The sequence below is a fragment of the Pseudomonas sp. TSRC2-2 genome (assembly GCF_049897785.1).
GTDB lineage: Bacteria > Pseudomonadota > Gammaproteobacteria > Pseudomonadales > Pseudomonadaceae > Aquipseudomonas.
Map to the genome: position 1 here is coordinate 17048 of NZ_JAFCWZ010000003.1, position 19728 is coordinate 36775.

At 61.8% G+C, this 19728-nt stretch carries 16 protein-coding genes; all 16 read left to right on the forward strand.

Translation table 11 applies throughout. The features are described from left to right. Complete coding sequence (locus tag ACP7D9_RS06035; RefSeq protein ID WP_397479826.1) at window positions 1–378, forward strand: hypothetical protein; 378 nt, start codon at window positions 1–3, stop codon at window positions 376–378. Between the two features lie 40 nt (window positions 379–418). Further along, a complete protein-coding gene (locus ACP7D9_RS06040) occupies window positions 419–778 on the forward strand; it encodes a hypothetical protein (RefSeq protein WP_101161706.1) in 360 nt (119 codons plus the stop codon). Beyond that, window positions 775–1227 (forward strand): hypothetical protein, encoded by a 453-nt coding sequence (locus ACP7D9_RS06045; protein WP_426156212.1) that lies wholly within the window; start codon window positions 775–777, stop codon window positions 1225–1227. Before ACP7D9_RS06040 ends, ACP7D9_RS06045 begins: the two co-directional genes overlap by 4 nt. 27 nt (window positions 1228–1254) lie before the next feature. Then, window positions 1255–3042: a type VI secretion system baseplate subunit TssF gene (gene tssF, locus ACP7D9_RS06050; protein ID WP_312999809.1), complete on the forward strand. Its 1788-nt coding sequence runs from the start codon at window positions 1255–1257 to the stop codon at window positions 3040–3042. Next, complete coding sequence (gene tssG, locus ACP7D9_RS06055; RefSeq protein ID WP_397479825.1) at window positions 3006–4013, forward strand: type VI secretion system baseplate subunit TssG; 1008 nt, start codon at window positions 3006–3008, stop codon at window positions 4011–4013. The genes tssF and tssG overlap by 37 nt, the downstream gene beginning before the upstream one ends. A gap of 11 nt (window positions 4014–4024) precedes the next feature. Beyond that, window positions 4025–6682 carry a type VI secretion system ATPase TssH gene (tssH, locus tag ACP7D9_RS06060; RefSeq protein WP_426156214.1) on the forward strand — a complete coding sequence of 886 codons (2658 nt, stop codon included), beginning with the start codon at window positions 4025–4027 and terminating at the stop codon, window positions 6680–6682. 10 nt (window positions 6683–6692) lie between these two features. Further along, window positions 6693–8213 (forward strand): sigma-54 interaction domain-containing protein, encoded by a 1521-nt coding sequence (locus ACP7D9_RS06065; protein WP_101161697.1) that lies wholly within the window; start codon window positions 6693–6695, stop codon window positions 8211–8213. A gap of 93 nt (window positions 8214–8306) precedes the next feature. Beyond that, complete coding sequence (locus tag ACP7D9_RS06070; RefSeq protein ID WP_003229566.1) at window positions 8307–8447, forward strand: hypothetical protein; 141 nt, start codon at window positions 8307–8309, stop codon at window positions 8445–8447. Between the two features lie 18 nt (window positions 8448–8465). Then, window positions 8466–9662 (forward strand): type VI secretion system-associated FHA domain protein TagH, encoded by a 1197-nt coding sequence (gene tagH / locus ACP7D9_RS06075; protein WP_397479823.1) that lies wholly within the window; start codon window positions 8466–8468, stop codon window positions 9660–9662. A 5-nt stretch (window positions 9663–9667) separates the two neighbouring features. Continuing rightward, window positions 9668–10168 (forward strand): type VI secretion system lipoprotein TssJ, encoded by a 501-nt coding sequence (gene tssJ / locus ACP7D9_RS06080; protein ID WP_101161693.1) that lies wholly within the window; start codon window positions 9668–9670, stop codon window positions 10166–10168. 2 nt (window positions 10169–10170) lie between these two features. Next, window positions 10171–11502, forward strand: coding sequence for a type VI secretion system baseplate subunit TssK (gene tssK / locus ACP7D9_RS06085; protein ID WP_016772510.1), 1332 nt, complete (start codon window positions 10171–10173; stop codon window positions 11500–11502). 5 nt (window positions 11503–11507) lie between these two features. Beyond that, complete coding sequence (icmH, locus tag ACP7D9_RS06090) at window positions 11508–12383, forward strand: type IVB secretion system protein IcmH/DotU (RefSeq protein ID WP_101161691.1); 876 nt, start codon at window positions 11508–11510, stop codon at window positions 12381–12383. A gap of 14 nt (window positions 12384–12397) precedes the next feature. Next, the gene (tssM, locus tag ACP7D9_RS06095) at window positions 12398–15937 is read left to right on the forward strand and encodes a type VI secretion system membrane subunit TssM (RefSeq protein WP_426156218.1); all 3540 of its coding nucleotides are present in this window, start codon (window positions 12398–12400) and stop codon (window positions 15935–15937) included. After that, complete coding sequence (locus ACP7D9_RS06100) at window positions 15937–16665, forward strand: PP2C family protein-serine/threonine phosphatase (protein WP_041476618.1); 729 nt, start codon at window positions 15937–15939, stop codon at window positions 16663–16665. The genes tssM and ACP7D9_RS06100 overlap by 1 nt, the downstream gene beginning before the upstream one ends. After that, window positions 16662–17663 carry a serine/threonine-protein kinase gene (locus ACP7D9_RS06105; protein WP_426156221.1) on the forward strand — a complete coding sequence of 334 codons (1002 nt, stop codon included), beginning with the start codon at window positions 16662–16664 and terminating at the stop codon, window positions 17661–17663. The genes ACP7D9_RS06100 and ACP7D9_RS06105 overlap by 4 nt, the downstream gene beginning before the upstream one ends. A gap of 28 nt (window positions 17664–17691) precedes the next feature. Then, window positions 17692–19728, forward strand: a complete 2037-nt coding sequence (locus ACP7D9_RS06110; protein WP_426156223.1) for a type VI secretion system tip protein VgrG — start codon at window positions 17692–17694, stop codon at window positions 19726–19728.

The window sequence follows — 19728 nt, forward strand, 5'->3', positions numbered from 1 at the left end:
ATGAAACTCAGAGCCTGGCAATGCCTCATCGCTTTTCTCAGCTCGGTCGGTTTGCTGACGATTGTGGTCGGCTTGACGTTGCTTTTGCGAATGGAAAGCTCAACCGAACCAAAGCTGTTCGCTCATCCCCACGCGTTGTGGATTGGCGCCGAGGATGGTGGGGTATTCGTCGAGATTACCAAGTACGAAGCACCGGATTATTACGTGGAGATTCGCCACGAAAATGGCGGGATGTGGACTGAGGGCTGGGTTCGATATGGCACCACGGACAGCCATCCACTCAGCGCTGCGGCGATTGGTGGCTACGGCGGTGAAGAGCTCTATGTGTATACGGGTGTCGCGATCACGCCGCAAAAACAGGGAGTTGGGCAGCGATGAACAAATATGTGCCAGCGACCCTGGGGCAGGAGACGGACGCATGACCAATTCAGGTCGCTTTGGAATGATTTGGCTGCAGCGCTTGCTACTCGTGGTGGGAGCGTTCGCCTGCATGCTCTATTTTTCTGCGCATGCGCTTTCCAACGCCTTGATGTTGTTGATGGAGCGCGAAAATTTTATCCCCGCGCAGTCGTCCATCTGGACATTCGAACCTTACGAAATCAATCAAGGTTCTTCGTCTTACTGGCTCTACGGTGAGGACGGAGACAACTATTACTTTTTTGCGTACGTCCCCGAAGATTCGTATCGCTTGATCGCAAAAGACAATCGGTGCGCAGGCTTCGACAAGCGTGATGTCCGCACATGGTGCTCGGATTACGCTGTGGAGGTTCGTCGATGACCGACTCAGTAGACGAAATGCTCATGCTCAGTCGCGCACAACTTAGCTTCTTCATGGCTGCATTGTGGCTGCCACTGCTGGCGGTGTTGGCGATTACTTCCTATGACCTGTGGAATGGCGAGTATTTAACATCCGAGTCGTCCGGAATTTATTGGCAGTACCTGTTGTGGTGGGGCGTTCCCGGGCTTCTGGGTTTCTCGCTGTGGATGTCCCGATCGGCGCAGCGCCGGAACGAGCAACAGGCATTGCGGATGGTTTGGTGGGCGCCAGTGAAGTTCATCCCGTTCTATGCCGTGCCCTGGATGCTGTATGGCTTGTTCAGTCTGATCGTCCGTCCGCTGAGTGATGCTTACATGGCGTACGGCTGGATCTCGGTTGTGCCGTTCCTGCTGATTGGCGGCTATGTCTGTGCCGGCGTGACCGTCGCGCTCTACAGGATATTTTTTTGATGAGTTCCACTACCAGGCAGGTACCCCGTGTCCTTTAACCACTACTACCAAAGCGAACTCACCGCACTGCGCCAGCTCGGTCGCCGTTTCGCCGAGCGTAGTCCGGCGTTGGCGCCGTATCTGGGGCAGGCCGGGCGGGATCCGGATGTGGAGCGGTTGCTCGAAGGCTTCGCGTTTCTGACCGGGCGCTTGCGCCAGAAGCTCGATGACGAGCTGCCGGAGCTCAGCCATTCGCTGATGCAGCTGCTGTGGCCCAACTACATGCGCCCGCTGCCGGCGTTCAGCATTTTGCAGTTCGACCCGCTCAAGCGTTCCGGGCCGGCGCTGCTGGTTGAGCGCGATACGCCGATCGAGAGCAAGCCGATCGAAGACGTGCGCTGCCGCTTCCGCACTTGCTACCCGACCGAAGTCTTGCCGCTGGATCTGGCGGCGCTGAATTATTCGGTGAAGGGGGATGGCTCGCTGCTCAGCCTGCGCCTGGAGATGAGTGCCGACGGCCATCTCGGCGAGCTGGAGTTGAGCAAATTGCGCCTGCACTTTGCCGGCGAACGCTACATCAGCCAGATGCTGTACCTGAGCCTGCTGCGTAACCTCGACGGCATCGAGCTGATTCCGCTCGACGGCGCCGGCAAGCCGATCGATGGTGTCAGCGGCAAGCCGATGGCATTCAAGATTCCCGGCGACCGTGTCAAACCGGTGGGCTTTGCCGAAGAAGAAGCGTTGATCCCGTATCCGCTGAACACCTTCCGTGGCTATCGCTACCTGCAGGAATACTTCGCCTTCCAGGACAAATTCCTCTTCGTCGACGTCAATGGTCTCGACATTCTCAAGGCGCTGCCGGAAGACACGCTCAAGCAGATGCGCGGCCTCGAATTGCGCTTTGACATCCGCAAGAGCGGCATCATGCGCATGCGCCCGACCCTGGATAACGTCAAGCTGTACTGCACGCCGATTGCCAACCTGTTTGCCCACGATGCACTGCCGATCCGCCTCGATGGCAAACAGGACGAATACTTGCTGCTGCCGGCGGAATACGACCTGGAAAACTGCGGTGTGTTCTCGGTCGAAACCGTGACCGGCTGGAAGCCCGGCGGCCTCGGTTATCAGGAGTACGTGCCGTTCGAATCCTTTGAGCACGACCCGAGTTTCGACGTGCCCAACAGCCGCCCGCATTACAGCATTCGCCAGCGTTCGTCCTTGCTGCATGACGGCCTCGACACTTACCTGAGCTTCGGCATCCGCCATACCGAAGCCCACGAAACCCTGTCGATCGAGCTGATGTGCACCAACCAGAACCTGCCGAAAAAGCTCAAGCTCGGCGACATCTGCATGGCCAGCGAGCAGACGCCGGAATTCCTCAGTTTCCGCAACATCACCCCGGCCACCTCAAGCTTCGCGCCGCCGCTGAACCGTGACTTCCTGTGGAAGCTGATCAGCAACATGTCGCTCAACTATCTGTCGCTGGCCGACGTCAATGCGTTGAAGGTGATTCTGGAAACCTACGACCTGCCGCGTTACTACGACCAGCACGCGGAAAAGGTCAGCAAACGCCTGCTCGGCGGCCTCAAGCACATCAAGCATCACCACGTCGACCGACTGCATCGCGGTCTGCCGGTGCGCGGTTTGCGTACCGAACTGACCATCGACCCGGAAGGCTATATCGGTGAGGGCGATCTGTTCGTCTTCGCTTCGGTTCTCAACGAGTTTTTCGCGCTTTACGCCAGTCTCAATTCATTCCATGAGCTGCGGGTAAAAAGCACACAGGGAGAGGTGTACCAATGGACACCACGTATGGGCCTGCAGCCCCTGCTCTAAGCGGGCTGACCAAGGTAATACGCGAGTACTCGCTGTTTCAGGCCGTGCTGCTGGTGATCGACCGGCTGCGCGTAGCACACCCACATCTGAGCGAAGACGATCTGTACGACCAGGTCGAGTTCCAGGCCAACCCGAGCCTGGGCTTTCCGCGCAGCGACGTCGATCGCGTCGAGTTTTTCGAAGAGCACGGCAAGATGCGCGCGCGCATGCGCTTCAACCTGATTGGCCTGGTCGGCTCAGGTTCGCCGCTGCCGGCGTTTTACGGCGAGCAAGCCTTGGGCGACAGCGAGGACGGCAACCCGACACGCAATTTCCTCGACCTGTTTCACCATCGCCTGCAACGGCTGATGCTGCCGATCTGGCGCAAATACCGATATCGCGCAAGCTTCCAGAGTGGCGCGATTGACCCGTTCTCCTCGCAGCTGTTCGCCCTGATCGGCCTGGGCGGCGACGAGATTCGCAAGGCCAAGGAACTCAACTGGAAACGCCTGCTGCCGTACCTCGGCCTGCTCAGCCTGCGCGCGCACTCGGCGGCGCTGATCGAAGCCGTGCTGCGTTACTACTTCAAGCACGAAGACCTGGTCATCGAGCAGTGCATCGAGCGCCGCGTAGAAATTCTCGAAGAGCAGCGCAATCGATTGGGCCGCGCCAACAGCCTGCTCGGTGAAGACCTCGTGCTCGGCGAACACGTGCGCGACCGCAGCGGCAAATTCCGCATTCACATCACCGAACTCGACTGGCAGCGATTCCATGAATTCCTGCCGATCGGTTTCGGTTACCAGCCGCTCTGCGCGCTGGTGCGGTTCACCCTGCGTGACCCGCTCGATTACGACATTCGCCTGGTCCTGCGCCAGGAAGAAATCCGCGAACTGCGCATCGGTGAGCAGAACGCCTGTCGCCTCGGTTGGACCAGTTGGCTGGGCCGCGAAAAAGCGGACGGCGTGGTAACCCTGGGCAGCAAAATTCATTAAGGACGTGAGCCATGATCAACGTAGACCTGCAACAACTCATCCAGGCGCTGGACGCCGAAACCCGTCGTGATCTGGAACGTTCGGCCGAGCGTTGCGTGGCCCGTGGCGGCAGCAAGATTCTGGTCGAAGACTTGCTGCTGGGCCTGCTCGAGCGCCCGAACGGCTTGCTGTTGCGCGCGTTGCAAGATGCTGACGTTGACGCTGGAGAGCTGAGCGCCGCGCTGCAATCGCGGGTCGAGCACAGCGCTTCGCGCAACCCGGTATTCGCTCCGGAACTGGTGCAATGGCTGCAAGACGCACTGCTGGTGGCCAACCTTGAACTGGGCCAGACCCAGGTTGAAGACGCCGCGCTGATTCTCGCGCTGCTGCGCAACCCGATGCGCTACGCCGGCAGCCGTTATCAGCCGCTGCTCGCCAAACTGAACATTGATCGCTTGAAAGAATTTGCCCTGTCGCAACAGGAGCAGCCGGCGGCCAATGGCAAACCGGCCGCGCAAGGCGAATCGCTGTTGCAGCGCTTCACCCACAACCTGACCCAGCAGGCCCGCGACGGCAAACTCGACCCGGTGCTGTGCCGTGACGGCGCGATCCGGCAGATGGTCGACATCCTTGCCCGTCGCCGCAAGAACAACCCGATCGTCGTCGGTGAAGCCGGTGTCGGTAAAACCGCCATCGTCGAAGGTCTGGCCTCGCGCATCGCTGCCGGTGAAGTACCGCAGGTGCTCAAAGGCGTTGAATTGCTCTCGCTGGACATGGGCCTGTTGCAGGCCGGCGCCAGCGTCAAAGGCGAATTCGAACGTCGCCTGAAAGGCGTGATCGACGAAGTCAAAGCCTCGCCGAAACCGATCATTCTGTTCATCGACGAAGCCCACACGCTGATCGGCGCGGGCGGCAATGCCGGTGGCTCCGACGCAGCCAACCTGCTGAAACCGGCGCTGGCCCGTGGCGAATTGCGCACCATCGCCGCGACCACCTGGGCCGAGTACAAGAAATACTTCGAGAAGGACCCGGCACTGGCCCGTCGTTTCCAACCCGTGCAATTGCACGAACCGACCGTCAGCGAAGCAGTGACCATCCTCCGTGGTCTGGCCCAGGTCTACGAGAAGAGCCACGGCATCTACCTGCGCGATGACGCGGTGGTGTCCGCCGCTGAATTGTCCGCGCGTTACCTGGCCGGTCGGCAATTGCCGGACAAAGCTGTCGATGTGCTCGACACCGCTTGCGCCCGCGTGCGCATCAGCCTCGCCGCCGCCCCGGAAAGCCTTGAGCGCCTGCGTGGCGAACTGGCTGAAGGCGGCCGTCAGCGTCAGGCCCTGCGCCGCGATGCCGAGGCCGGTCTGCTGATCGACCACGAAGCGCTGGAAGCACTGGAAGCGCGTCTGGACGAAGCCGAAAGCGAGATGGTTGCGCTCGAGACCCTGTGGACTGAGCAAAAAGAACTGGCCGAGCGCCTGCTGGAACTGCGTCAGCAATTGGCCAAGGCCCGCGAAGCCGCAGCGGTCGAGCCAACCGTCAACGTTGAAGAAGACGCCGAAGGCACCGTGATTGAAACCGTGGTCGCTGAGGTTGAAGAAGGCCAAAGCGTCGAAGCGCTGGAAGCTCAGCTTCACGAAACCCACACGGCGTTGACTGCTGCGCAAGTCAAAGAGCGTCTGGTCAGCTTCGAAGTGTGCCCGCGTCTGGTTGCCGAAGTGATCAGCGCCTGGACCGGCGTGCCGTTGGCGCAACTGGCCCGCGAACACAACGCCAAGGTCGCCAGTTTCGCCACCGATTTGCGCACGCGCATTCGTGGTCAGGAACAAGCGGTGCACGCGCTGGATCGCTCGATGCGCGCCACTGCGGCCGGCCTGAACAAGCCTGACGCACCGGTCGGCGTGTTCCTGCTGGTCGGCCCGAGCGGCGTCGGCAAGACCGAAACCGCGCTGGCCCTGGCTGACCTGCTGTATGGCGGCGACCGTTTCATCACCACCATCAACATGTCCGAATTCCAGGAGAAGCACACCGTCTCCCGCCTGATCGGCGCGCCTCCGGGCTACGTCGGTTACGGCGAGGGCGGCATGCTCACCGAAGCGGTGCGGCAGAAGCCGTATTCGGTGGTGTTGCTCGACGAAGTCGAGAAGGCTGATCCGGACGTGCTCAACCTGTTCTACCAAATCTTCGACAAAGGCGTGGCCAACGACGGCGAAGGTCGCGAGATCGACTTCCGCAACACGTTGATCCTGATGACCTCCAACCTGGGCAGCGACAAGATCAGCGAGCTCTGCGAAGACGGCGCACGGCCGACCGCCGAAGTGCTCGAAGAAACCATTCGCCCGGTGCTCAGCAAACACTTCAAACCGGCGCTGCTGGCGCGGATGAAAGTCGTGCCGTACTACCCGGTCGGCGGCCCGGTACTGCGCGAACTGATCGAAATCAAGCTCGGCCGTCTGGGCGAGCGCCTGAATCGTCGTCAGCTGGATTTCACTTGGTGCCAGAACCTCGTCGATCACCTGTCCGAGCGCTGCACGCAAAGCGAAAGCGGTGCGCGTCTGATCGACCATTTGCTCGATCAACACGTGTTGCCGCTGGTGGCTGATCGTCTGCTCGATGCCATGGCAACCGGCGAAAGCCTCAAGCGTGTGCATGCCACGCTCGACGGCAACTCCAGCGTGACCTGCGAGTTCGTCTGAGGTGGGCGTGATGTTCACTCAAGTGCCGCAGCCACTGGTCTACGCCGAAGCGTTGCTGGCGCAGTTCGCCAGTCTGTCGCGGGCGGCGAACAGCGCCGCGCTGCTGGGTGAATTCGTCCGTGGTCTGGCCGAGCTGAGTGGCTGCGAGCTGACGCAGCTGTATCTGCTCGACGCCACCCACACCTGCCTGGGCATGAACGCCGAGTATCTCGACGGCGCGCTGCAACCGCGTCAGGCGGCGAGCCTGCCGGCGGATTACAACGGTGAACAACTGCTGCAATTCGCCCTGTGCCAGAACCGCGTGGTGTGCCTCGACGACCTGGCCGGCAGCCTGCACGAAACCAGTTTTCTGCCGGCGGCGGGTATGTCATGGCAATCACTGTTGTGTGTGCCGCTGGTCAACCAGCACAAGTCGGTCGAGGGCTTGCTGCTGTGTGCCAGCCGTCGGCGTACCGACCTGCAGGGTTTCGCCGATTCCCTCGGCCAGCTCGGTTCGTTCGTGCTCGGCCAACTGCATCTGCTGCAACGCCTGCGTCAGCCGCCGGCCGAATCGGCCACGGCCACACGCAGCGTGCCGAGCATCAGCGGCTACGGCCTGATCGGCAAAAGCGCGGCGATGCGCCAGACCTACTCGCTGATCAGCAAGATCCTCCACAGCCCGTATACCGTGCTGTTGCGTGGCGAGACCGGCACCGGCAAGGAAGTGGTGGCGCGGGCAATTCACGATTGTGGTCCGCGTCGCTCCCAGGCGTTCATCGTGCAGAACTGCGCGGCGTTCCCGGAAAACCTGCTGGAAAGCGAACTGTTCGGCTATCGCAAAGGCGCTTTCACCGGCGCCGATCGCGATCGCGCCGGGCTGTTCGACGCGGCCAATGGCGGCACGCTGCTGCTCGATGAAATCGGTGACATGCCGCTGTCGTTGCAAGCGAAGATTCTGCGCGTGCTGCAGGAAGGCGAAATTCGTCCGCTGGGCTCCAACGACACGCACAAGATCGACGTGCGCATCATCGCCGCGACGCACCGTGATCTGGCGGCGCTGGTCAGCGAAGGCAAATTCCGCGAGGACCTGTATTACCGCCTCGCGCAGTTCCCGATCGAGCTGCCGGCCCTGCGTCAACGCGAAGGCGACATCCTCGATCTGGCCCGGCACTTCGCCGAGAAGACCTGCACGTTTCTGCAGCGTGATCCGGTGCGCTGGTCGGACTCGGCACTGGAACATCTGTGCGGTTACACCTTCCCCGGCAACGTTCGCGAACTCAAGGCACTGGTCGAGCGCGCGGTATTGCTGTGCGAGGGTGGCGAGTTGCTCGCCGAACATTTTTCCCTGCGTCTGGAGCCGATGCCCGAAGACAACAGCGGCTTGAATCTGCGTGAACGGCTGGAGCAGGTCGAGCGCACCTTGCTGCTCGATTGCCTGCGCAAGAACGACGGCAACCAGACCCTCGCCGCCCGCGAACTAGGCCTGCCACGGCGCACGCTGCTGTACCGGCTGGGACGCTTGAACATCAATCTGGGCGATTTCGATGGCTAGGCAAAGAGCCCGCGAGATGTCCGCAAATACCCATTTCAGCGCCGCCCGCAAGGGCCGGCGCTTTGTGCTTTGTCTACACCTGGAGACCCTCTGATGTCTGTTCGTCACTGGCACGCTGTCCTGCTGACCCTCGTCGTTCTATGCGGCCTTGGCGGCTGTAGCGGCAATTACAAATTCAACGACAACGACTATCGCCCGTTGGGTGATCCGCAAGCGGTCAATCGCGGCAAGTGACCGCAAGGAGCATCAAACATGGAATTGGTTTTCGAAATGCTGAACACCAAGCAGTTCGTGCCCACCGAGTTGTGCCAGCGAACCTTCAAGCAGGCCGGTGGCGTGATCGGGCGCGGCGAGGACTGCGACTGGATCATCCCTGACCGCAAGCGTCACCTGTCCAATCACCACGCGATTGTCAGCTATCGCGAGGGCTCGTTTTTCCTCACCGATACCAGCAGCAATGGTGTCCAGGACGGCAGCAGCGGCGCACGCCTGCACAAGGGCGAACCGGTGCGCATCGAGCACGGCAGCACCTACATTCTCGGCGACTTCGAGATTCGTGCGCGGCTGGTCCGCGATCCGGCCACGTTCGACGGCGAAGTCGGCCGCCCGCGTGCCGCCGGCAGCATCATTCCGGACGACGCGTTCCTCGACCTCGACCCGCTCAATGCGCTGGAACAGCAGGAGCGCGTCTACTCGGAAATCGACGAGCTGCTGGCACCCACGGCGAAGCCGGAAGACTCCCGTCAGCGTGCCGACTACGCGCGCATCGACATGGAAAGCCTGATGGTCCCGGAGCTGATCGCCGCCCCGGCCGAACCTGAGCCGGCGCCTGCACCGAAAGCCGTTGAGCGTCAGAGCGAAGGTTTCTGGGAGCACTTCGGCGCGGCGCTGGGCATCGACGTGAAAGGCCTCAGCCACGACGAACGTGAAGCGCTGGCGCTGAACGCTGCGCGCCTGCTGCGCCAGAGCGTCGGCGGTTTGCAGCAGAGCCTGCGTACTCGCTCGGAGCTGAAAAACGAATTGCGTCTGGCCCAGACCACCGTGCAAGGCACCAACAAGAACCCGCTGAAATTCGCCGTCGATCCGAGCGAAGCACTGCAGATTCTGTTGCAGCCGAGCAAGCCCGGGCACCTGCCGGCCGAGCAGGCGATATCCCGCGCGTTCCGTGATTTGCAGGCGCATCAAGTGGCACTGCTGACCGCCAGTCGCGCCGCCGTGCGGGGCACGCTGGAGCATTTCTCGCCAGAGCAACTGACCTTGCGTTTCGAGCGCGACAACAAGCCTTTGATCGCGACATCGGGCGGGCGCTGGAGAGCGTTCGGCCGCTATCACCAGGCCCTGCGTCAGGACGATGACTGGAGCGAGCGCCTGCTGGCCCGCGACTTCGCTCAGGCCTACGAAGAACAGATCCGCCTGATCTCAACCCTCCACACCGACCACCAAGGATGATGCGCATGTCTCGCCGCTCGACCGCTTTTTTCAAGACGCTGACTGCGCTCACCGTGCTGGTGCTGCTTGCCGGTTGCTCGTCGCTGTCGCCGTACTCGAAAGTGACCAAGATCAACCTGAAACTGACCGGCAGCGATCAGCTCAATCCGGACCTCAACGGTCGGCCGTCGCCAATCGTCGTGCGCCTGTTCGAACTCAAGCATCCGGTGACTTTCGAGAACGCTGATTTCTTCAGCCTCTACGAGCGCGCCAAGGAATCCCTCAACCCGGATCTGGTGGCCAGCGAAGAACTCGAACTGCGCCCGGGTGAAACCGTGGAGATGAAGCTCAAGGTGGAAGAGGGCAGCCTTTATGTTGGCGTTCTTGCCGCTTACCGCGACTTGCCGGACACCCAGTGGCGCCACACGGTTCAGATCACTGCGCTGGAAGTCACCGACGTCGACCTGACGCTGGACCAGACCGGCATCCGGAACACCCATCAAGTGCTCGCCAAGGCGGATGACTGATCATGAACACCCATAAAGTCATTTGGCAGGAAGGCATGCTGCTGCGCCCGCAGCACTTCCAGCACAACGATCGTTACTACGATCACCAGATGAAAACCCGCACGCAGTTGCTCGGTGGCTACACCTGGGGTTTTCTCAATCTGGAGATCGACCTGCAATTTCTCAACATGGGCAAACTGGTGATCAGTGAAGCCTCGGGGATTCTGCCGGACGGCAGCCTGTTCGAGCTCGGTGGCAACACCGAACCGCTGGCGCTGGACGTGCCGCCGAACACCGGCAACACGCCGATCTATCTGGCGCTGCCACTGGTCACCGGCAACCACATCGAGGCCCGCCGCCCGGAGCAATCCGACGTGCTCGCGCGCTACACCGCGTACGACGCCGAAGTTGCCGATTCCAACGCCGGCGACGATTCCGCCAGCCAGGTCAGCTGCGGTCGTCCGGACTTCAAGCTGTTGCTCGGCGAGCAGCAGAGCGACCAGGCCTACGTGAAGCTGAAAATCTGCGACGTGCTCGATACCACGCCCGACGGCGTGATCAGCCTCGACCCGGATTTCGTCCCGACCTACATTCAGGCCCACGCCTCCAGCTACCTGCTGTCGTGCCTGAAAGAAGTCATCAGCATGCTCAGCCATCGTGGCGACACCATCGCCGAGCGGATTCGCTCCAACGGCAAGGTCGGCGGCGCTGAAGTCGGCGACTTCATGATGCTGCAACTGATCAACCGCACCGAACTGCTGCTGCGCCATTATCTGGGTCTTGAGCAGGTGCATCCGGAAGAGTTGTATCGCACGCTGCTGACCATGCTCGGCGATCTGGCGACCTTCTCCGGCGAGAGCAAACGCCCGCGTCTGGACAGCCGCTATTCCCATGCCGATCAGGGCGCAAGCTTCCGCAAACTGATGGAAGCGATCCGTCAGGTGCTGTCGATGGTGCTCGAACAGCACGCCATCGAGCTGATCCTGCAGGCGCGTCAGTACGGCATCATCGTTTCGCCGTTGCACGACCACAAACTGCTCGGCTCGGCCTCGTTCGTGCTGGCAGCCAGTGCCAACTGCGACTCCGAAGAACTGCGTCAGCGCTTGCCGCAGCACCTCAAGGTCGGCCCGGTGGAGCGCATCCGCCAACTGGTCAACCTGCACTTGCCGGGGATCAAGGTCAAACCGTTGCCGGTGGCCCCACGGCAGATCGCGTTCCACTCGAACAAAACCTATTTCATCCTCGAACTCAGTTCCGAAGACCTGGCACAACTCGAGCGCTCCGGCGGTTTCGCGTTCCACGTGTCCGGCGAATTCGCCGAGCTTGAACTGAAATTCTGGGCCATCAGGAACTGACCGACATGATCAAGGAAACGGATTACAGCCAGGACGATAAAACCGTCCTGCTCGATCGCCAGGGCCACGGGCCGGCGTCGAGTCCATTGACCGACTTCGCCGCGCCGCCGCGCTTCGAGCAACTGGAAGAACGCATGATCTACGCCGCGCGCCTGCGCCCGGCCGAAGCGTTCAACATCAGCCTCAACTCGCTGGTCGCAGCCTCGTCCGACCTGCTCTCGGAAGTGGTGCGCCTCAAGCACAGTGAAACCCGCGAAGACTTGTACGCGCTCAATGAGCGCCTGACCGCCGGGCTGAAGTTGTTCGAAGTGCGCGCCCTGCACAACGGCGCCGAAAGCAGCCAGGTGATGGCCGCGCGTTACGTGCTCTGCACCGTGGTCGACGAAGCCGTCGTGACCACGCCGTGGGGCAACGAAAGCGAGTGGTCGCAGATGAGCCTGCTGAGCAGCTTCCACAACGAAACCTTCGGCGGCGAGAAGTTTTTCCAGCTGCTCGATCGGCTGTCGAAAAACCCGGTCAAGCACCTGCCGATGCTCGAACTGATGTACCTGTGCCTGTCCCTCGGTTTCGAGGGCAAGTATCGCGTACAGGCGCGCGGCATGCTCGAACTCGAAGGCATCCGCGATGCCTTGTACCGGCAGATCCGTCAGTTGCGTGGTGACGTGCCGCGCGAATTGTCGCCGCACTGGGAAGGCCTCAACGATCAGCGCCGCAATCTGGTGCGCATCGTGCCGGCGTGGATGGTGGTGCTCTTTACGCTGGTCTGCCTGGTGGTGATGTATTCGGGCTTCGCCTGGGTTTTGGGCGAGCAGCGCGACACCGTTCTGCAACCTTATCAGCCGCTTGATCCAGCCGCGGTACAACCGCAGGCGCAGCCGTAAAACAGGGACGTGTGATGAAAAAGTTTTTCAAGAAAGTCGGCGCCTTCCTGCGCCAGACCTGGGTCTGGACTCTGCTGCTGGTGCTGTTCGTGGCGCTGCTGGTGTGGTTCGTCGGCCCGTTGTTGGCGGTCGATGATTACAAGTTCTGGGAAAGCGCGACCTCGCGCCTGCTGACCATCAGCGTGCTGTTCCTGATCTGGGGCCTGACCATGGTCTTCGTCAGCTGGCGCGCGGGTATTCGCAAGAAAGCCGAGGAAGAAAGCGAGGACGGCCAGGACCGCATTCGTCGCGAAGAGTTGATCGACGAAGAACAGAAGGAGTTGAAGGCGCGCTTCAAGGACGCGCTGAAAACCCTGAAAACGTCGAGCCTGTATCGCGGTCGCAGCGAGCGCTGGCGCAGTGACTTGCCGTGGTACCTGCTGATCGGTCCGCAGTCCTCGGGCAAGACCAGCCTGCTGGACTTTTCCGGTCTGGAATTTCCGATCAACAAGATCGACCGCAAGCTGACCCGCGACACCCTCGGCACCCGTCACTGCGACTGGTACTTCGCCGACCACGGTGTGCTGATCGACACCGCCGGGCGCTACACCACTCAACCGGACGCGGAAGTCGACGGCAACGCCTGGACCACGCTGCTGGAGCTGCTGCGCAAGCGTCGTCGCGGCCGCCCGTTGAACGGCGTGCTGGTGACCATCCCGGTGGAAACCCTCACCGGCGGCAGCGAGCAGGACATCGAGACACTGGCGCGCCAGGTGCGCAGCCGACTGCAGGACGTGCATCAGAAACTGCACGTCGACGTGCCGGTGTATCTGGTTCTGAGCAAGGCTGACAAGCTGCTCGGCTTCGACGAGTTCTTCGATCAACTGACCCGCGAAGAAAGCGATCAGGTGCTCGGCACCAGTTTCCGCAAGGATCAGGTCGGCACCGATGTCGCGGTTCTGCGCAGCGAGTTCGAAGAGCTGCTGCGCCGCTTGAACAGCCAAGTGATCATGCGCATGCACTCCGAGCGCGATACTCAGCGCCGGGGGCGCATCCTCGACTTCCCGCATCAGTTGGGACAGATCGGCGAGCGTCTGTGCCTGTTCGTCGACATGGCGTTCACCGGCAACCGCTATCAGCGCGCCACGCAACTGCGCGGTTTCTACCTGACCAGCGCGCCGCACCTGACCCAGGAAATGGATTCGACCACCGCCGGCATCGGCGCCAGCCTGGGCCTTAACGCCGGTGTGCTGCCGACCCTGCGCAGCGGCCGTTCGCGGTTCATCCACCACTTGCTCAGCCAGGTGATTTTCCCCGAGGCCGATCTGGCTGGCCTGGACAAGCGCGAGCGCAGCCGCATTCATTGGGGCCAACGTGCGCTGTACGTTGGCGCACTGGCGGCGCTGGCACTGTTCGGCATGCTCTGGGCCGGCGGTTTCTCGGCCAACTACGAGCGTCTGGAAAACCTGCGCACGCTGGCGCAGAACTGGACTCAGCAACGCTCGGCGGTGACGCCGCGCGATGACGCCATGGGCGTGCTGAAAGTCCTCGACACCAGCTACGCCGCGACTCAGGTGTTCCCGAGCAAAAGCGACGTGTCGTACCACGAACGTGGCGGCCTGTATCAGGGCGAAGAGATCAACCCGGTGGTCAAAACCGCTTACGAGCGTGAGCTTGTAGCGCAGTTGCTGCCACGGGTGGCGACCATGCTCGAGGGGCAGATCCGCGCCAACATGAAGGACCGCGATCGCCTGCTCAACAGCCTGCGCGCGTACCTGATGCTGAACATGAAGGATCGTCGCGACGCGGCGTGGCTCAGGGACTGGGTCGCCACTGACTGGTCGCAGCGCTACACCGGCAACACTGCGGTGCAGAACGGTCTGAATACACACCTGGAGCGTTTGCTCAAGCAGCCGTTCATCTACCCGCTGAACGATCAGTTGGTGACGCAGGCGCGTCAGGTTCTGCGCAGCGAATCGCTGGCCAACGTGGTTTACCGCATGCTCCGCGAGCAGGCGCGCAACCTGCCGGACTATCGCTTCAGCCAACATCTCGGCCCGCAAGGCTCGCTGTTCATCGGCACCGAATACGTGATCCCGGGTTTCTACACCCAGCAGGGTTATCAGCAGTATTTCTCGGTACAGGGTGCAGCGCTGGTCACCGATATCCTGCGTGACAACTGGGTGCTGGGCGAAGGCGCGGGCATCAGTGACATGGATTTGCGTCGCCTGATGGTCGAGCTTGAGCAGCTGTACTTTCGCGACTACGCCAACTACTGGAGCGAAGCCGTTGGCCAGGTCGCATTGCCACCGATCAGCGACGCCGGCGAAGGCGCCGAGCAACTGGCGGGCCTGACTTCGGCCAACTCGCCGGTCCTCGCATTGCTCACCGAAGTGCGCGAAAACACTCGCTTCGAAGCCGCTGCTGATCCGGTCGATGAAGCCGGCGAAGCCGCCGATGCGCTGGCCGGGCAGAAGGGCAAACTGGGCAAGGTCGGCAAACTCGCCGCGGCTGCCGCCGACAAGGCTTCGGCGCTGAACGTGGCGAAGAACCTGCCGGACACCGCGAAGAAATCCCTGCAACGCCGCTTCGAACCGCTGCACCGTCTGCTCGATGACAACAACGGCCCGGGCGCTGACCTGACGCCAGCGTTCAGCGCGCTCAACGACCTGCAACTGCAACTGGCCGGTCTGGCCCGTTCCAGCACGCCGGAGCAAGCCGCGTTCGAAATGGCCAAGACGCGCATGAGCGGCCAGCGTGATGCGCTGACCAACCTGCGCAATGCCTCCGGTCGTCTGCCGCGTCCGCTGAGCGTGTGGTTTAACGTACTGGCCGAGGACTCGTGGCGCCTGGTGCTCAACGATGCCTATCAATACCTGAACGGCCGTTATCAGAACGAGCTGTACAGCGTGTACGGCAAAACCATCAGCAAGCGTTATCCGTTCAGCGCCAGCAGCACCAGCGATGTGGCGATCAGCGACTTCCGCGAGTTCTTCCGTGCTCAAGGCACCGTCGACCGCTTCTTCGACAGCTACATGCGTCCATTCGTCAGCGGCGATCCGGGCAACTACCGCATGCGCAGCGTCGATGGTCACAGCCTGCCGGTATCGAAGGTCTACCTCGATCAGATGGCGGCGGCGCAGACGATTCGCCAAAGCTTCTTCTCGATCAACCCGGCCGAGCCGACCGTGCAGTTCAAGCTCGAGCCATACACCCTTGATCCGGCGGTCAGCCGTTCCGAATTCAAGTTCGGCGACAAGACCATGGAATACCGTCACGGCCCGATCCTGCCAATGACCTTCAAGTGGCCGACCGATGCTGAAGACGGTCGCACCAGTCTGGTCATGGACAAGATGGCCGGGCGCCCGATCGGCATCGAGAAGAACTCCGGCCCATGGTCGCTGTTCCGTCTGTTCGATCTGATGCAGACCGAGTACTTGAACGGTCGTGACGTGCTGGTGCTGAAAGCGGATGTGGGCGGCCTGCGCGCCAACTATCTGCTGACCAGCCAGCGCACGCCGAATCCGTTCGACATGGGCGTGCTGCGCACCTTCCGTATGCCGGTGCAGCTCTGATGCTGGTGGCCAGTCCCTGGCGCAGCGCGGCGCGTACCGACCCGGGCAAGGTGCGGGCGCGCAACGAAGATGCCTTCCTCGACTCGCCGCAGCATGGGCTGTGGGTGGTCGCGGACGGCATGGGCGGTCATCAGGGTGGCGACATCGCCAGCCAGTTGATCGTCGCCAGCCTGGCTGAGTTGCCGCAACACGAGGACTTCGACGAACGCCTCAAAGCCATCCGCCAATGCCTGCACTGGCTGAACCGGCGTTTGGGGCAGGAGTTGACGGTCACCGCCGGGCGTCACGACAGCATCATGGGCAGCACCGTCGTCGCGCTGCTGGTGGAAGGCAATCGCGCGGCCTGCATCTGGGCCGGCGACAGCCGTTGCTATATGTGGCGTGGGCAGCGGTTGTATCAGCTGTCCAAGGACCATTCGCTGCAACAGCAACTGATCGACGAGCAGCAGATGAGCGTCGAACAAGCGGCAGCACACCCGGCGGCTCAGGCACTCACCCGAGCCGTCGGTGCCGCTGACACACTGACCCTGGATGTGCTTGAACTCGAGGTCTATCCGGGCGATGTGTTTTTGCTCTGCAGCGATGGTTTGTATCAGGGCCTGAGCAGCGATGCCCTCGGCAACGCCCTCAGCCTCAGCGCGCCGCATGTCGCGCTGGAACGTTTGTTCGACGGCGCCCTGCGTGGCGCCGCGCGGGACAACCTGACTGCCGTGGTGATCCGCCAATGAGTGAACTCGAATCGCCCATCGATGAGCTGCTGATCAGCGAAGAGCAGGCCAACAACCTGACCTATTTCGCCTTCGCCAAGGGCAACAAGGCCGAACCGTTGCTGACGCCGACCAAGGCCAGCATCGGTGCGCTGCCGGATGTACTCGCCGGTCGCTACCACCTCGAGCGTCTGCTCGGGGCCGGTGGCATGGGCGCCGTTTACCGGGCGCGGGATCTGCTGCATGAGCAGTTCGGCGATCCCGACCCTTACATTGCGCTGAAAATCCTCAGCGAAGAATTTGCCGAATCGCCGGACGCCAGTGCCTTGCTCTACAGCGAGTTCGCCCTGACCCGACGCCTGCGCCACGACAACGTTGTGCGTGCACACACCTTTGAAGTCGACACCGACTGCCAGCGGGCCTTCATCACCATGGAATACATGCGTGGCCTGACCCTGGACAAATTGCTCTGCGAGCGGCCCCTCGGCCTGCCGTGGCAAGAACTGCGCGACATTGTCCTGCCGCTGCTCGACACGCTGGCCTACGCCCACCGTCGCGGCGTGCTGCACGGTGACCTGAAACCGAGCAACGTCATGCTCAGCGAAGATGGCCTGCGCCTGTTCGACTTCGGCCTCGGTCAGGCAGAAGAGGGCACCTTGCCCGGCCTGCCGCATCTGAGCCGCGAACGCTTCAACGCCTGGACCCCGGGCTACGCCGCCCCCGAACTGCTTGAGGGCCAACCGTTGTCGGCCAGCGCGGACGTGTACGGCGTGGCCTGCGTGATCTATGAACTGGCGGGCGGCAAACACCCGTTCCGCCGCTTGCCCTCGACCCAGGCCCGCGACGAGCATCTGGAGCGCGAGCTGCGCGCCCCAGCGAATCTACCCCAGCACGGCTGGCACGCGCTGCGAACCGCGCTGAGCTTCAACCCGGCAGAACGCACCATCACTGCCCAACAATTGCGTGACGCCTTGGGCGCCACTTCGTCCTGGCTGCAACGTCTGCGACTTCGGGCGTAACGGATGACATTCGAACAGGGAGCACACGATGTTCAACTCAGCTAACGAAACCCACTTCAGCCTCAAGGTCGAAGACTACGTCGGCGACCTGCAAGTGCTGTCGTTCACCGGCACCGAAGGCATCAGCCAGGCGTATCGCTTCGACCTCGAACTGGTCAGCGAAAACCCGGATCTGGACCTGGAAAAGCTCCTGCACAAACAGGCCTTCCTGGCTTTCGATCCGCAGGGCAGTGGCATTCACGGGCAGATCTACCGCGTCGCCCAGGGCGATGCGGGCAAGCGCCTGACTCGCTACAAAGTGTCGATGGTGCCGCAACTGCAATACCTGCATCACCGCACCAACCAGCGCATCTACCAGCAGATGTCGGCGCCGAAAATTATCGCGCTGATCCTCGAAGAGCACGGCATCAAGAGCAACGCCTACAGCTTCCAGCTCAGCCAGCCGTGCCCGGATCGCGACTACTGCGTGCAGTACGACGAAACCGACCTGCATTTCGTGCAGCGCCTGTGCGAAGAGGAAGGCATTCACTACCACTTCCAGCACAGCGAAAAAGCGCACCTGCTGGTGTTCGGCGACGACCAGACCGTGTTCCAGAACTTGGGGCAGCCAACTGCTTATGTGCAGGGCAGCGGTATGGTCGCCGACGAGCCGGTGATCAAAGCCTTCAAACTGCGCCTGGAAACCCGCACCACGCGCACCACGCGCCGCGACTACGACTTCGAAAAACCGCGCCTGCAAATGGAAGCCGCGTACAAACCTGACGGTGAGAGCACTGAGCCGGATCTCGAAGATTACGACTACCCCGGCCGCTTCATCGACCGCGCGCGCGGCAAGTTCCTCAGCCAGCGCGCCCTCGAACGCCACCGCGCCGACTACCGCCAGGCCAAAGGTCGCGGCGACCAGACCAGACTGGTCAGCGGTCACTTCATGGAAATGTCCGACCACCCGCGCAGCGAGTGGAACGACCTGTGGCTGCTCACCGAAGTCTTCCACGAAGGCAAACAACCGCAAGTCCTCGAAGAAGGCGTGACCAGCGACACCACCGACAACAAAGACGACTTCCACCAGGGCTACCGCAACACCTTCCTCGCCACCCCGTGGGACGTGTTCTACCGCCCGGCGCTCGAACACCCGAAACCGCGCGTACTCGGCAGCCAGACCGCCATGGTCACCGGCCCCAAAGGCGAAGAAATCCACTGCGACCAGTACGGCCGCGTCAAAGTCCAGTTCCACTGGGACCGCGAAGGCCAGGCCGACGACAAAACCAGCTGCTGGCTACGCGTCTCGAGCTCTTGGGCCGGCGACCGCTACGGCGCCATCAGCATCCCGCGCATCGGCATGGAAGTCCTCGTCACCTTCCTCGAAGGCGACCCCGACCAACCACTGGTGACCGGCTGCCTGTACCACAAGGAAAACCCGGTGCCGTATGCGTTGCCGGCGAACAAGACCCGAAGTGTGTTCAAAACCCTCAGCTCACCAGGTGGCGGCGGGTATAACGAACTGCGCATCGAAGACAAGAAAGGTGCGGAGCAGATCTACATCCACGCCCAGCGCGATTGGGATGAAAACGTTGAGCATGACCAGAAGATTCGGGTCGGTAATGAACGTCACGACACGGTGGTGAAGAACACTTACACCGAGCTGAAGGCTGAAGAACACCGCACCACCATCAGCGACCGCAAAGTTGAAACGAAGCTGGATGATCACCTGACGGTTGGGCAGAGCCAGCATGTGAAGCTGGGCACAGCGCAGCTCACCAGTGTGGGGAAAGAGATTCACCTTAAGGCTGGGGACAAGATTGTTATCGAGGCGGGGACGGAGCTGACCATTCTTGGGGGTGGGAGCTTTATCAAGCTCGATGGCGGTGGGGTTACGGTGGTTGGGCCGGTGATCAAGATTAATGCGGGTGGCTCGGCTGGTTCCGGCACTGGCATCGGGATTAAGCCGCCGGTGCTGCCGGGGGCGGCGGATAAGGATAAGGCGGGGAGTTTGATGGATCAGGCGTTGGGGAATGCGGTGCCTGAGAAGGTTAAGCCGAAAGCATTTTTTGTGTTTTCAGAGTAA

Excerpts from the sequence above, each read along its gene's own strand:
- icmH (WP_101161691.1), top strand. The coding sequence starts at position 11,508 with ATGATCAAGGAAACGGATTACAGCCAGGACGATAAAACCGTCCTGCTC.
- ACP7D9_RS06040 (WP_101161706.1), top strand. The coding sequence starts at position 419 with ATGACCAATTCAGGTCGCTTTGGAATGATTTGGCTGCAGCGCTTGCTA.
- ACP7D9_RS06105 (WP_426156221.1), top strand. The coding sequence starts at position 16,662 with ATGAGTGAACTCGAATCGCCCATCGATGAGCTGCTGATCAGCGAAGAG.
- ACP7D9_RS06070 (WP_003229566.1), top strand. The coding sequence starts at position 8,307 with ATGTCTGTTCGTCACTGGCACGCTGTCCTGCTGACCCTCGTCGTTCTA.
- tssJ (WP_101161693.1), top strand. The coding sequence starts at position 9,668 with ATGTCTCGCCGCTCGACCGCTTTTTTCAAGACGCTGACTGCGCTCACC.
- ACP7D9_RS06065 (WP_101161697.1), top strand. The coding sequence starts at position 6,693 with ATGTTCACTCAAGTGCCGCAGCCACTGGTCTACGCCGAAGCGTTGCTG.
- ACP7D9_RS06110 (WP_426156223.1), top strand. The coding sequence starts at position 17,692 with ATGTTCAACTCAGCTAACGAAACCCACTTCAGCCTCAAGGTCGAAGAC.
- tssM (WP_426156218.1), top strand. The coding sequence starts at position 12,398 with ATGAAAAAGTTTTTCAAGAAAGTCGGCGCCTTCCTGCGCCAGACCTGG.
- ACP7D9_RS06045 (WP_426156212.1), top strand. The coding sequence starts at position 775 with ATGACCGACTCAGTAGACGAAATGCTCATGCTCAGTCGCGCACAACTT.
- ACP7D9_RS06035 (WP_397479826.1), top strand. The coding sequence starts at position 1 with ATGAAACTCAGAGCCTGGCAATGCCTCATCGCTTTTCTCAGCTCGGTC.
- tagH (WP_397479823.1), top strand. The coding sequence starts at position 8,466 with ATGGAATTGGTTTTCGAAATGCTGAACACCAAGCAGTTCGTGCCCACC.
- tssH (WP_426156214.1), top strand. The coding sequence starts at position 4,025 with ATGATCAACGTAGACCTGCAACAACTCATCCAGGCGCTGGACGCCGAA.
- ACP7D9_RS06100 (WP_041476618.1), top strand. The coding sequence starts at position 15,937 with ATGCTGGTGGCCAGTCCCTGGCGCAGCGCGGCGCGTACCGACCCGGGC.
- tssK (WP_016772510.1), top strand. The coding sequence starts at position 10,171 with ATGAACACCCATAAAGTCATTTGGCAGGAAGGCATGCTGCTGCGCCCG.
- tssG (WP_397479825.1), top strand. The coding sequence starts at position 3,006 with ATGGACACCACGTATGGGCCTGCAGCCCCTGCTCTAAGCGGGCTGACC.